The organism is Deltaproteobacteria bacterium, from assembly GCA_022340465.1.
GTDB lineage: Bacteria > Desulfobacterota > Desulfobacteria > Desulfobacterales > B30-G6 > JAJDNW01.
In genome coordinates this window covers 49,166-62,194 of sequence record JAJDNW010000003.1, presented here as the reverse complement: position 1 = coordinate 62,194, position 13,029 = coordinate 49,166, and the positions used below count along the sequence as shown (strand labels likewise).

General features: G+C 56.6%; 11 protein-coding genes. 4 read left to right on the top strand and 7 right to left on the bottom strand.

All coding sequences use genetic code 11. The features are described 5' to 3' along the window. Window positions 1–13: 13 nt before the first annotated feature. Window positions 14–1,045, bottom strand: coding sequence for a histone deacetylase family protein (locus tag LJE94_00630; protein MCG6908609.1), 1,032 nt, complete (start codon window positions 1,043–1,045; stop codon window positions 14–16). Between the two features lie 375 nt (window positions 1,046–1,420). Here LJE94_00630 and LJE94_00625 point away from each other — a divergent pair, with 375 nt between their 5' ends. Next, entirely contained in the window at window positions 1,421–1,921 is a 501-nt protein-coding gene (locus LJE94_00625; GenBank protein MCG6908608.1) for a ferritin family protein, read from the top strand. Window positions 1,922–2,078: 157 nt separating this feature from the next. Here the strand turns inward: LJE94_00625 and LJE94_00620 are convergent, their stop codons facing one another. The 6 genes from LJE94_00620 to LJE94_00595 all read right to left on the bottom strand — a co-directional run bounded on the left by LJE94_00620 (window position 2,079) and on the right by LJE94_00595 (window position 7,226). Next, on the bottom strand, window positions 2,079–2,864 hold the full coding sequence (locus LJE94_00620; GenBank protein MCG6908607.1) for an alpha/beta hydrolase: 786 nt from the start codon (window positions 2,862–2,864) through the stop codon (window positions 2,079–2,081). Between the two features lie 73 nt (window positions 2,865–2,937). After that, the gene (locus LJE94_00615) at window positions 2,938–4,056 is read right to left on the bottom strand and encodes an aminotransferase class I/II-fold pyridoxal phosphate-dependent enzyme (GenBank protein MCG6908606.1); all 1,119 of its coding nucleotides are present in this window, start codon (window positions 4,054–4,056) and stop codon (window positions 2,938–2,940) included. 193 nt (window positions 4,057–4,249) lie between these two features. Next, window positions 4,250–4,900 carry a TPM domain-containing protein gene (locus LJE94_00610; GenBank protein ID MCG6908605.1) on the bottom strand — a complete coding sequence of 217 codons (651 nt, stop codon included), beginning with the start codon at window positions 4,898–4,900 and terminating at the stop codon, window positions 4,250–4,252. Window positions 4,901–5,028: 128 nt separating this feature from the next. Next, window positions 5,029–5,922, bottom strand: coding sequence for a TPM domain-containing protein (locus LJE94_00605; protein MCG6908604.1), 894 nt, complete (start codon window positions 5,920–5,922; stop codon window positions 5,029–5,031). Between the two features lie 22 nt (window positions 5,923–5,944). Beyond that, window positions 5,945–6,529, bottom strand: a complete 585-nt coding sequence (locus LJE94_00600; GenBank protein ID MCG6908603.1) for a LemA family protein — start codon at window positions 6,527–6,529, stop codon at window positions 5,945–5,947. Between the two features lie 259 nt (window positions 6,530–6,788). Then, window positions 6,789–7,226: a DMT family transporter gene (locus LJE94_00595; GenBank protein ID MCG6908602.1), complete on the bottom strand. Its 438-nt coding sequence runs from the start codon at window positions 7,224–7,226 to the stop codon at window positions 6,789–6,791. A gap of 313 nt (window positions 7,227–7,539) precedes the next feature. On the opposite strand from LJE94_00595, the gene LJE94_00590 reads away from it, so the two are divergent. The 3 genes from LJE94_00590 to LJE94_00580 all read left to right on the top strand — a co-directional run bounded on the left by LJE94_00590 (window position 7,540) and on the right by LJE94_00580 (window position 12,824). Further along, on the top strand, window positions 7,540–8,475 hold the full coding sequence (locus LJE94_00590) for a PfkB family carbohydrate kinase (GenBank protein ID MCG6908601.1): 936 nt from the start codon (window positions 7,540–7,542) through the stop codon (window positions 8,473–8,475). Continuing rightward, the gene (locus LJE94_00585) at window positions 8,388–9,923 is read left to right on the top strand and encodes a trimethylamine methyltransferase family protein (GenBank protein ID MCG6908600.1); all 1,536 of its coding nucleotides are present in this window, start codon (window positions 8,388–8,390) and stop codon (window positions 9,921–9,923) included. The genes LJE94_00590 and LJE94_00585 overlap by 88 nt, the downstream gene beginning before the upstream one ends. A 657-nt stretch (window positions 9,924–10,580) precedes the next feature. Beyond that, the gene (locus LJE94_00580) at window positions 10,581–12,824 is read left to right on the top strand and encodes a vitamin B12-dependent ribonucleotide reductase (protein ID MCG6908599.1); all 2,244 of its coding nucleotides are present in this window, start codon (window positions 10,581–10,583) and stop codon (window positions 12,822–12,824) included. Window positions 12,825–13,029 lie beyond the last annotated feature (205 nt).

Genomic DNA, 13,029 nt, shown 5'->3' with positions numbered 1-13,029 from the left:
AGCGTTTCAAATTTCAGGCATTCAAGTAGCCTGTCAGTACATTGACCACATTGATGCCGATCTCCTCCACGGCATACCCGCCCTCCATAATGAACAAACAAGGGCGGTCGGTTTCTCTGGCGATCTTTTCCCCGACGGTTTGAAACCGGTCGCTTTTCAATTTGAATTTTGAAATGGGGTCTTTTTCGAACGTGTCCACGCCCAGGGAAACGACAAGGATGTCCGGAGAAAACGCCCGGATCCGGGCGAGGCCCCTGTCAAGGGCCTCGCCGTAATCCTTCCACTCCGTCCCCCAGGGCATGGGGTAGTTGCAGGTAAAGCCTCTGCCCGCACCCCGGCCGGTTTCGTCGCCATATCCCAGGAAAAAGGGAAACTCCTGACGGGGGTCGCCATGCAGGGACACATAGAGAACATCGTCCCGATCATAAAAAATTGCCTGGCTCCCGTTGCCATGGTGATAGTCGATGTCCAGAAGGGCCACCCGCTCCGCCCCGCCGTCGATAAGCGCCTGGACGGCCACGGCGGCGTTGTTGAAAAAGCAGTACCCGCCGTAGACCTCGGCCGACGCGTGGTGCCCCGGCGGCCGGCAGGCGGAAAACACGCTGGACTCCCCCCTGCGAATCAGATCTGCCCCTGTCAAGGCAACGTCGACCGAAGCGGTGATCGCCCCCCAGGTGCCGGCGGTGATGGGCGTCCCGGCATCGAAGGAGTAGTAGCTGAGTAGTCCGTCGATCTCCTTGGGACATTTTTGCCGCAGCGTTCGCGTGGGCCAGCAGATCGGCAGGGCATCGGAATCGCCGTGGCGCTCCCGCCACTTGTCATGGGCGGTGCGCATGAATTCCACAAACGCTTCCGTGTGTATCCCGGTAACGGGCTCGAGGCCGAACGCCTGCGGTTCGATGACGTCGCCGAGATTTACATCGGCGATTCGCTGCATGATGGCGTCCATCCGCTGCGGGCACTCGAAAGGAGTCACTAGCTTGCCGTCGATCAGTTCGTACTGGCCGAACTGCAAGTGATGTTTTTCAGAAAATACGGTAATCATCCTTTTCCCTGCCTGAACATCATTGTTTCAGCTTGGTCCAGACCCTGTCGTACAATTTGATCGATTTTTCAGAGCATGACATGGCAAAGACGGATTTATCAGAGTTTTCATAATGGTTCCCTACAAAATTATCAAGAACAGAGCTAATTTGTCAGGTTATTGTATGAATCGCCCGGTTGAACAGACAGCAGAAGGTGCCCTATCGGACTCCCGGGCACCATTTTTCTTCGCCCCGACATTGAGCGCTCAATTTAGATTTGATTTAAACGGGGCCTTCGCATACAATCGGGTTTGACAACGGCAACGGTGTTTGACATGTTCGGAAAAGATGGACGGTTCCGAACGAACGGTTTCTGACACGTAAAGGGAGGTCAAATGTCCGAATCAAAACCCCTGGAAATTCTCAAAAGCGCCCTGCTGCTGGAAATCCGCGGCAAGGCCTTCTACGAAAAAGCGGCCGACGGCGCCGAAAAGCAGGTCGTGAAGGATTTTTTCACCAGGATGGCCGCGGATGAAGGAAGCCACGTGGAAATGCTTTCCGAGCAGTACAAGGCCTATAAAAAAACCGGCAGATTTCAACCACGCGCCCTGGACGGCAGCCAGGAACAGGTCGCCGCCGCCGTGCTGACCGATGAACTGAAGGCAGGCATCGCCGCCGCAAGCTTCGAATCCGCTGCCGTATCCGCCGCCATGGGTATGGAGGAGCGAGCCATAAAGCTGTATTCACAAAGGGCCGAACAGACCGCAGAGCCTGAAGAGAAAGCCCTTTATACATGGCTGGCCGAATGGGAGACCGGGCACCTCGAATACCTGGCCAAAATCGACAGGGAAATCACCGAGGCTATCTGGCACGACAACGCCTTCTGGCCTTTTTAAACCAGAATCCGCCTGGATATTTTCCCGAATAAAATCTGCCGAGATTGAAAACCGGTTGGATCTTCAAAAGCACGACATGCCCAAGCGGTTTCTGATTTAAAAAGTGTCTTTCACTGCGTGAAAAAGATAAAACTGCAATAATCATCCACGATGATCATTACGCTTTTATCTTTCGAATGAAATTGCTCATTGCCCGGAGGGTGGCATTGGGGCGGTCGCGGTGGGGGGCGTGGCCGCAGGCGTCCAGCATCAGCGGGTCTGCCGGTCCGCCGGCCTGACCCACAATCGCTTCCACCTGTGCCGGCGTCCCGTAAGGATCCTCCTTTCCTTGAATGGCCAACAGGGGTGCGTTGATACCCGGAAGAAACGCCTCGATATTCCACTTTTTGAAATCGGGGTGCAGCCAGGCATCGTTCCACCCCCAGAAGGCGCAGTCAACGTTGCGGCCGTGGTATTTTTTCAGCTTCTCGCGCAGGTCCCCCTCCAGGTAATTTTTCCTGGCGGCCTGAATGGACTGGATGGTCAGGGATTCACAGAACACGTGGGCCGCCATGGTGACGAGCCCCCGCAGGCGCACCTCAGGGCCGTTGCCGGCGTGAATGATGGCGATGGATCCGCCGTCCGAGTGCCCAATCAATATGCAATCCCTCACCCCGGTCTTTTCCAGCAGTTCGGGCAGCACGGTCTGCCCTTCGTGGTGCATGAAACGCAAGGGCCTTGGCAGGTCACAGGCATCGGACCGGCCGTAGCCCAGGCGGCTGTAAACCAGCGCGCCGCAACCGGTGGCTGCCGCCAGGTCGGAAGGAAAATCGCGCCACATGGCGGCGCAACCCAGTCCTTCGTGCAGGAACACCAGCGTGGTGGCTTCGCCGGGATCCGGACCGTACCATCTGACCTCCAAACGCCCGCTCCCCGACTTCACGTAACCGTTTTCACGGACCATCGGTCACCTTCTTTTTTCCAACCCGGTTTGAGTGTTTCGAATTTTACATTTCAAAGGTCGCAGGAGCTTGCATTCAGATCGCAGCCAGTGCCCTTTCGAGGTCGCGGATCAGTACGCCGGCATCTTCGATGCCCACCGACAAACGGACCAGGCTTTCGCTGACGCCGGCTTTGGCACGGTTTTCCGGGCTGAGAGCAACGTGGGTGTTGGTGATGGGCTGATTGGCCAGGCTGGTCACCCCGCCCAGGCTGGTGGCCAGTTTGATCGTTTCAAGCTGATCCATGAAGCGCTTGGTCCGGTCGAAATCGCCGTCGATTTCAAAGCTGAGTATCCCGCCGAAACCGCTCATCTGCCTCACGGCCACGTCATGGTCCGGATGGGAGGGCAGGCCCGGGTAGTTGACCGTTTTGATCTTCTCCTGTTTTTCCAGGAACGCTGCGATCTTTTGGGCATTCTCGTTGTGTTTTGCCATGCGAAGCTCCAGGGTCTGAATCCCGCGCAGGATCATAAAGGCACTCATGGGGTCCATGATGCCGCCCAGGACCTTGCGCAGACCCCACATTTTGCTGAAATAGGGATCGTTGCAGCATGCAAAACCGGCCGTGACGTCGTGGTGGCCACCCAGGTATTTGGTGGCGCTGTGTATCACCACATCCACCCCCAGATCTACGGGATGCTGGTTGATGGGCGACGCAAATGTGGCGTCCAGCAGTACCACGGCTCCCTTGGCATGGGCGGCCTCGGCCAGCGGCGCGATATCCACCACGCGCAGCAATGGATTGGTGGGAGTCTCCAGATACAGCACGGCAAGGCCTTTTTCGATCTCTGCCAGGAGGCGGTCCCGGTCCCAGCAGTTGATCATGATCGTGTTCACGTTGTATGCCGGCAGCAGGTCATGCAGCAGTTCATAGGTGCCGCCGTAGACCTCCTGGGTGGCCACCACCCTGTCGCCGCCCCTGGTGCTGGCCATGACGGCAGTGGTAATGGCAGCCATGCCCGACCCGAACCCCAGGCCGCCTTCGTACCCTTCCCGCTTTGCCAGTTCCTGCTCAACAGCCCTTACCGAAGGGTTGTCCCAGCGCGAGTAGATGTACCCGGTACGGTTCTGCACGACGTCGATCAGGTCGTCCGACCGATCGAATTTATAGGTTGCCGTCATGTAGACAGGATGGACTACCGGCTTGCCCTTCATCTGCTCCCTCCGCATTTCAAACGTTAAAAAAATCGATCACGAAAACACGAAATCGTTACATTGAGTTTCTTGTTTTCTTTCTTTCGTGCTTTCGTGATGAAGCCCCTATGTCCTTTGTTTAGCCGGTGAAATGCGCGTCAGTGCCATCGAGGACGATTTTACCGGGGTGTCTTCGTGAACCAAGTAGCGGCGCCTACTGCACGATCAGGTTGTCCAGTTCATTCTCATCGTCATCTTTCACGGGAAAGTGCTCCGCCAGTTCACCGCCCACTTCCTTCACGGCCTCGCAGATGGCCTCGGCCTGGCGGCCGCCTTTTATGCCGTCGACGATGCGGGCAACGACCGTGTCCCACCGGCCGGGGGAGACCTTCGCGTTGATGCCGCGGTCGGCCAGCACCCACACCTTGCGCTCGAACACAGAAATGAAAATCAGAATGCCGGTTTCATCCCTGGTGCGATAAAGCCCCCTGGTAAAAAACGCCGTGATGGCGGCCTCTTCGACCTCTTCATCGATTTCCCGCTTGGACACGAAGATCCGCTTCAGTGGCAGCACGCGCTGCACCACCTGGTGGAACACGATGAAAACGACACAAAAAACACCCATGAAAACCCACATGTTGCTGGACCCCGCCCACAGCATGCCGCCCAGCAGATAAGTCAGGAGAATCGACACCGGCAGCGCCAGAAACACGCCCCCCAGGATGTCTGCCAGGGGGTAGTGGTAGCTCGCCGGAACCACCATGGGAACGATCTCTCCGGCGGTCTTCTTTTCAGCCTCCCCCACCGCTTCCTCGATGCGTCCACGCTCCTCGGCCGACAAAAATTTTTCAGCTACACTTTTCATGACATACGTTTAGTACCTATTTGTCCAAATCCCATCATGGTTGCGAAAGGTTTTGGTTTCGGGTCATTTAAAATTGTCTAGCGTTTAGATATTCGATAGTGGAGTTTCCAGTTTATCCGGGTTGGGTCTTACCATCCTCCGGAAGCGCCGCCGCCGCCGAATCCGCCGCCGCCACCACTGAAACCGCCGAACCCGCCCGAGGAAAAGCCACCGCCCGACCCGCCGAGCCAGAATCCGCCGCCCCGCCGCCGATGGCCGACGGCACCCGCTGTCCCCATGGCCGAACCAAACAGGGAGAGCACGAAGCCCGCCAGGAGTCCGGCAGGCACGAGCAGCAGGGTGATCAAGCCAAAAGGAAGGATCATGCTCCCGAATACCGGCAACAGCAAGCCGCCGGCAAGCACCCCCAGCCCCCGTCGGACCCTGCCCAGTTGCATAATCAGAAAGATAAACACGATCAGGGGGATGAAGTTTGCCGAGGAGCCGCTCCCCTTGGGAAGCCTTTTTTGAGGCTGCGCCTGGTACTCACCCTTGACGGCCGCCATCATGGCCGCCACCCCGTTGGCAACCCCCTGATCGAAATTGCCGGCCTTGAAAGACGGCACGATGACGTCGCGGATAATCCGGCCGCTCAGCATGTCCGTCAGGCGCCCTTCCAGTCCGTACCCCACTTCAATGCGGACTTTTCTCTCCTTTTTGGCAATCAGCAGAATGGCGCCGTTGTCCAGATCCTTCTGCCCCACTTTCCAGGCCTCGGCCACCTGCATGGAAAACCCTTCCAGGGACTCCCCCTGCAGCGAGTTTACCGTGAGAACCACGATCTGGGTTGACTGTGACTTCTCAAACTCCATAAGGGCCTGCTCGAGCCTGCTCACGGTGGAAGGTGCCAAAAGATGCGCATAATCGTTCACCCGCGCCTTCAGTGCCGGTACGTCAGCGGCTGCCGCCAGGTACGGTCGGGTGAATAGTACGGCCAGAACCATGCCGGCGGCCAGAAGCGTCCCCAACAACACACGTCGCATAGGTAACCAATTCATTTGGTAATTAAAACTCCACCTTGGGCGCTTGTTCGGCACCGGCTTCGGCCTTGAAATACGCCTTGCGTTCGAGCTTCAGCAGCAGGCTGTTGGTCAGGCTGTAAGGAAATTTGCGAATGGCGGCATTGAAGGTTTCCACGGCCCGGTTATAGCGCTGCCGGGCGACGTTGATCCGATTCTCGGTTCCTTCCAGCTGGTTCTGGAGATCCAGGAAAGCCTGATTGGCTTTCAGGTCGGGATAGCGTTCCACCACCACCATGAGCCGCGAAAGAGCGCCGGACAATGCCCCCTGGGCGTCTGCCATCTGCTGCATGGCCTGGGCATTGGCGAGGTCGCCGGTGCTCAGGGTGATGCTGGTCGCCTTCGAGCGGGCTTCCACCACCGCCTGGAGCGTTTCCTTCTCATGCGCGGCATAGCCTTTCACCGTCTGTACCAAGTTGGGAATCAGGTCCGCGCGACGCTGGAGATTGGACTCCACATCGCTCCAGGCCCTGAATACGCCCTCTTCCATCTGCTGCAGTGAGTTGTACCCGCAGCCGGTCAGCATTGCCACCGCCGCCGCCATTATCAACACACGATAAAATTTCTTCATATGCTGCAACACATTCATACATCCTCCCGGACCCGGATAAACCGGAACTAAAATTCTGCGCAAACACGATATAATTTCGATATGTGAAGCCTAATTATCCGAAGCGTCGGGGTGTTTTAGCATAAAACCCTCGTTATTCCCGCGCAGGCGGGGCACGCAGTGAAGGTTTCGCGCTATCCAGAAAGCAATTAGCTATATGCCCTGGACTCCCGACTGCGCGGGGATGACGGAAAGAACACCCCGACGGCTCAATTATCCCTCACCGGACAGTCAACCAGATTCCGGCCACAAGCACCCCCATGCCCATCATTCTGGACAGATCAAGCGGCCGCGGTGCGGCCCCCAAAAGCCCGAAATGATCCAGGACGGCCCCCGTCAGCAATTGGACCGTGACCAGGGTGGTCATGCTGACCACCAAGCCGAGCCTGGGAACGCTGAACCCGATGGCGCCGACGATGATCAGGCCGAAAATTCCTGAAGTAAAGACATACCAGGGAACGTTGCGAAAGGCCACAAGGTTTCCACCGCGCATCAGGAACATGAGGCCGGCAATCAAAACACCGCCTCCGCAGTAGGTGATGAACACCGACTCCACACTGCCGATACCGCGGTCCATCAACCCCATGAGCTGCGCCTGAACCGCCACGGCCAGGCCACCCGCCGCCGCAATAAATATAGCCCCAGTAGAACTGTTCATGGCCTCATTTCTCCGCTGTCTGGAAATTTGATCCGGCCGTGGGATAATGCCCCCGGCTGTTGAATTGTTTAATTTTTTTCAAGTCCGTTATGCCGGACCGCTTTGAACCGCAATAGGGCTTCCTTCCAGTCGAGGCAACGTGTTATAGTAGCTCATCGGCAGATTGAAGCTCAACGCTGCCCGGTCCTGAGGGCGGGTTCTTCGTTGCGCCCCGACAGGCAGACGGGAATGCAAACGCCAATGCGGTTCATACCACCAACCGTGTTGTGGGTAAATCACTAAATTCCGAGTATCCGCTTTGCAGGAGGATATTTTGCATAGCCGCGACAACAAAAATACGATCCTGGTGATCGGGCGAAACTGCCTGGATTACATCGCCGTCGTTGAAAAGCTGCCGGCCGAAGACGAAAAGGCGCCCTTAGACTTCCGCATCGTGGAGGGCGGGGGGCAGGGCGGCACCTCCGCCTGTTGCATTGCCAGGCTGGGAGGCGATGTCGCCCTCATCGGCCGGATCGGCGGAGACGACGAAGGCGTTTTTTGCAAAGAGCGACTCCACGCCTTTGGTGTCGACACCGGTTTTGTCGACAGCGTCGCAGGTGGTGCAACGCCCGTGGCCTATCTGTTCATCACCCGCAAAACCGGTCGGAGGACCATTGTATACGAACCCAGTCGACTGCCTGAAATCGTGTTGAACAGCCAACACTTTCGCCTGCTGTCGACGGCCCGAGTCATCCTGCTGGACCCGGAAACCACTTACCTCGCCGGGGTCGCCAAAACACATGCCGGCCCGCAAACACGCATTGTCTACGACGGTGAAAGATGGAAGGCGGGAATTGAAAAAATGATGGCCGTGGCCGATTATTTCATCCCTTCGTCCTCCTTTCTGGATTCGATACCTTGGTTGGAAAACCAGCTTGAATTCAATAAAAAAATATTTCGGCTGCAGGCATCGCTCGCCGGACAGCTGATCGTTACGCGTGGCGAAGACGGCGCTTTTTACCCCGTCGACGGAAAACTCTACCGCGTTCCCGCGCCAAAAGTCCGTGCCGTGGACACCATCGGCGCCGGAGACAATTTTCACGGGGCTTTCGCTCTGGCCCTGGACCGTAATTTCGACCTGCACGGGGCCGTACGCTTTGCCGTGGCGGTGGCATCCCTTTCGTGCGAACACTACGGCGGCAGGCAAGGGGTGCCGACACTCGAAACGGCACTGGCAACCTCCGAAAAAATTCACGAGGAGATCGTGTGATGACCCGAATCGACATACTGTCAGAAAGCGACCTGCAGCGCATCCACGAAAAATCCCTCCATCTGCTGGCCAAAACCGGCCTGCGGGTGGATACGCGAAAAGGCCGGCAGATTCTGGAGCAGGCCGGTGCCGTTATCCGAAAGGGCGCCAACGTCGTTCGCTTTCCGGAGGACCTTGTCGAACGATCCATAAAGGCGGCGCCCCGCCGCTTTACCCTGGGGGGGCGCCGGAGCGCATGGTCCTTTGCCGTCAATTCCGGTAACAACACCCTCTGCCTGAACGGCGAGGGCACCCTGGTCATCGATCGGGACAGCGCCGAAGCGAGGCCCGCCACCCGCAGGGATTGGCTCGAGGCGACCCGCCTGGCGGACTTCACGGACGAGGTCGGCATATACTGGCGCATGGTCACCCCCCATGACTTGGGCGAGAGCATGGCGGACTTCGTGGATGGGGCGACCGATGTTTTCCGAAACTTTTCCAAGCATGTCATGGATCCCTTCATGTCGCCGGACCAGGCCCCCTGGCTTTTGGAAATCCTGCAGACGATTTTTGGAGACCGTGAAACCATAAAAAAAACGCACCCCTATTCGACGCTTCTCTGCCCGCAATCCCCGTTAATGATCACGGCGGAATATACGGATGCCTACCTGGCGCTGAAGGGTTGGAATATTCCCGTGGCGGTCATGCCCATGGCGCTTATGGGGGCCACCGCCCCCGCCAGCATGCTGGGCACCCTGATCCAATGCAATTGCGAAGTGCTGGCCAGCTTGTGCCTCGTCCAGGCCCACGAGCCGGGGGCCCCCTTTCTGTATGCCCCGGCGCTGACCTTGATGGACCCCAGAACCGGCCGCTATTTCAGCGGCGGGGTTGAAAACGCCGTTATGAACGGTGCTGTTGTCGAACTCGCCGCTTACTACGGCTTCCCGGTCATGGCCTCGGGTTTCGGCACCGACGCCTTCATTCCTTCGCGCCAGGGTGGTTACGAAAGAGCCCTGAATGCCGCCTTGCCGCTTTTAAAATGGCCGGATATCCTGGTCGGCCCAGGCCTTTACGGCGGCGATATGATGTTGAGCTTCGACCAGCTCCTGGTAGACCTGGAGGTGGTCCGCATGATCAGGCAAATGCACAGGGGAATAGATACGGGGGATGACAGATGGCTGGAGGACGTTATCGAGCGGGTCGGTCCGGGAGGCAATTATCTCATGGAGAAATCGACCCTCGAATCCCTACGCAGCGGCGAGTGGTACCTGCCGCAGCTCGGCGTTCATGACAGTTACGAAAACTGGTCGGATAACGGGCGGCCCACTCTGGCTTTGGAAGCCAGGGAAAGGGTTGCCCGCATTCTTTCTTCACACCGGCCCGAAACCCTGGACGAAAATGTGGAACGCGAGTTGGGCCGTATACACGCCGCCGCCAAAAGGGTCCGGGGGCGGTACCCGCTGGTATGAGACCCGAAACCGGGATCGGGATCTATTGGCACGGAAATAGATTTTCTGCACAATAAGTCTTGTGTGTTTTTTTCGTTGACATACCACATATAGTGTGCAAAGGAACATTCTCGTTAGTCTGTGTCTCCCCGCAAATGACCGCTGTGCACTTTCTGGGACATCGCTGGTTGTTTTCTCGTGCTCTGATTCTTTCTCCCATTTGCGGGGGGCGCAGCTTTCGTCATCCTGACCGTCTGGTTGTCGGACAGGCCCAGGCGACAGATTCCGCTTTTCAACCATAACCATCAGGAATAGTTGCCGCCTCCTTATTCCGTCTTATCTTTCAACATAGGGCATCGATACTGGCTTGGATGGTCCGGCACCTGTTTCCGATGATTTCCATACGACAATTAAGCCTTCGCACTGGAGTGATACATGGGTCAAAAACGCAAGTTTCTGGTTACGGAAGATGCCCGCATCGATTTGAGCACATATAGTTGGGACGACAACCTGTTTTCCAACCTGCTGGTGAAGGAAAGCAGCATTGAAAAAGACAAGGCGCTGGGTATCAGCAAATTTATCCGGGAGGCGATCACCAACACCAAACTCGAAACCATAACCATTCCGGCCATCGACAAAATGGTCGGAGCGCGGCTGCAGGAAGTCGGACTGAAAAACATGGCTTCACTCAAATTGAATTCGTCTATATTCGTTAAGAACGATCTGGATCTTTCGGACAATGCCAGAAGCGTACTGAAAAGGCGCTACCTGAAAAAGGATACCAATGGCCGGCTGATAGAGTCGCCTAAACAGATGTTCAAGCGGGTATCCCGTCACATCGCCAGGGCTGAAAAGAAGTATGGCGATGATGCCGACCGCAGGAAGATGGAAGAAACGTTTTACCAAATGATGACGGAGCTCAAGTTTCTGCCCAACTCGCCTACCCTAATGAATGCCGGTCGAAGGCTCGGTCAGCTGGCAGCCTGCTTTGTCCTGCCCGTGGAAGACAGTATGGACGGAATATTCGAATCTCTGAAAAACGCGGCTTTGATCCACAAGTCAGGTGGAGGCACCGGGTTCTCTTTTTCCCGTCTGCGCCCCAAAGACAGCCGGGTAGGGACCACCGGCGGCGTAGCCTCGGGGCCTGTTTCCTTCATGAAAATATTCAACACGGCCACGGAACAGGTCAAGCAGGGCGGCACCCGCAGGGGTGCCAACATGGCCATTTTAAGAATCGATCATCCGGATATCATGGAGTTCATCAGCTGTAAAAAAAATGACGGCGAACTGAACAACTTCAATATATCCGTGGGCCTGACCGAAGAATTCATGCAGGCGGTCCAGGAGGACGACACCTATGACCTTGTCGATCCGTGCGAGAAGGCCAAAACCGGCGAGCTCAGAGCGTTAGAGGTTTATCGCACGCTGGTTGAACATGCGTGGGAAACCGGCGATCCCGGTATTATTTTTCTGGACAGGATGAATCGTGACAATCCAACGCCGAGCCTGGGCGAAATCGAAAGCACCAATCCCTGCGGTGAACAGCCCCTGCTGCCCCTGGAAGCGTGCAACCTGGGTTCCATCAACCTGGCAAAATTCGTCGATACCTCGGGAAGCAAGGCCTCTGTCGACTACGAGGGACTCGGGGAAACCGTCTGCAGTGCCGTCCGCTTTCTGGACAACACCATCGACATGTCCAATTACCCCATCGCGGAAATTGACGAAATGGTGAAGGGCAATCGCAAAATCGGCCTCGGCGTCATGGGATTTGCCGACCTGCTATTCCGCCTGGGCATCCCCTATAATTCAGAAGAGGCCCTGGCCGTGGCCGATGAGGTGATGGGCTTCATTCAGCACACCTCCCACGATGCCTCCCGGGAGCTGGCCAAGGAAAGGGGGCCGTTTAAAAATTATGAAAAAAGTATTTACTACGGGAAAAAAGGGGGAGCCCGACGCAATGCCACCACCACGACCATCGCTCCCACCGGCACCCTGAGCATCATTTCCGACTGCTCCAGCGGCATCGAGCCGATCTTCGCTCTGAGCTTCGTCAGAAATGTGATGGACAACGACAGGCTGATGGAGGTCAATCCTTATTTCGAGACGGTCGCCAAGGAGAGGGGGTTTTATTCCGCCGACCTGATGGATGCTATCGCTAAAAAGGGAAGTATCCGGGATTTCGAAGAGATACCCGCGGATATCCGCGAGGTGTTTGTTACCGCCCACGATGTGACCCCGGAATGGCATCTGCGCATGCAGGCCGCGTTCCAAAAGCACACGGACAACGCGGTTTCGAAAACCGTCAATCTACCCAACGACGCCACGGTCGAGGACGTTCGTCGCATCTATGACCTGGCGTTCGAGCTGGGATGCAAGGGCGTCACCATTTACAGGGACGGCAGCAAGAAGAACCAGGTGCTCTCACTCTCTAAAAAAATCAGCAAGCAAACGGAGCCTTCCACAACCGTTCGGGAACGCCCCGAAACACTCGAGGGATTTACTTCCCAGATTAAAACCGGCATGGGGAACCTCTACCTCACCGTGACCGAACTCGACGGTCAGCCTTTTGAAGTGTTCGCCACCATCGGAAAATCGGGCCGTTCCACCACTGCCAAAACAGAGGCCATCGGCCGGCTGGTCTCCCTGGCGTTGCGTTCCGGGGTGGAAGTGCAGGAAATCGTCGACCAGCTGAAGGGTATCGGTGGGGAGCATCCCGTGTTTCAGGAAGGCGGGCTGGTGCTCTCCATTCCGGATGCCGTCGCGCGCGTGCTTGAAAAAAGGTATCTGAAAAACGGCCGCAGAAAGAACAACGGTTATGCCCACTCACTGTTGGGGGAAACGTGCCCGGAGTGCGGGCAGACCATCAGCTTTGAAGAAGGCTGCATGACCTGCCATTTCTGTGGGTACACCAAATGCGGCTAAATTGAATGATTCATGAAAATATGTGAAAATTTTTATTTGGATTGATTGAGAAGCATTTTATTTTCACATCGTTTCACCCTGCGGGCTTTGCCGAACAGCTCTCAGGCGGCGTTATTCAGACTTCGCGGTAAAGATCATCACTACACCTTCTGTCTGAAATGCCTTGCCTGAGGGCTGTTCGGCTTTGCGAATCATCCAATTGAAA

Bases quoted from the DNA above. Each gene is read 5' to 3' on its own strand.
- LJE94_00630 (MCG6908609.1), bottom strand. From the start codon at position 1,045: ATGATTACCGTATTTTCTGAAAAACATCACTTGCAGTTCGGCCAGTAC.
- LJE94_00625 (MCG6908608.1), top strand. From the start codon at position 1,421: ATGTCCGAATCAAAACCCCTGGAAATTCTCAAAAGCGCCCTGCTGCTG.
- LJE94_00620 (MCG6908607.1), bottom strand. From the start codon at position 2,864: ATGGTCCGTGAAAACGGTTACGTGAAGTCGGGGAGCGGGCGTTTGGAG.
- LJE94_00615 (MCG6908606.1), bottom strand. From the start codon at position 4,056: ATGAAGGGCAAGCCGGTAGTCCATCCTGTCTACATGACGGCAACCTAT.
- LJE94_00610 (MCG6908605.1), bottom strand. From the start codon at position 4,900: ATGAAAAGTGTAGCTGAAAAATTTTTGTCGGCCGAGGAGCGTGGACGC.
- LJE94_00605 (MCG6908604.1), bottom strand. From the start codon at position 5,922: ATGCGACGTGTGTTGTTGGGGACGCTTCTGGCCGCCGGCATGGTTCTG.
- LJE94_00600 (MCG6908603.1), bottom strand. From the start codon at position 6,529: ATGAAGAAATTTTATCGTGTGTTGATAATGGCGGCGGCGGTGGCAATG.
- LJE94_00595 (MCG6908602.1), bottom strand. From the start codon at position 7,226: ATGAACAGTTCTACTGGGGCTATATTTATTGCGGCGGCGGGTGGCCTG.
- LJE94_00580 (MCG6908599.1), top strand. From the start codon at position 10,581: ATGGCTTCACTCAAATTGAATTCGTCTATATTCGTTAAGAACGATCTG.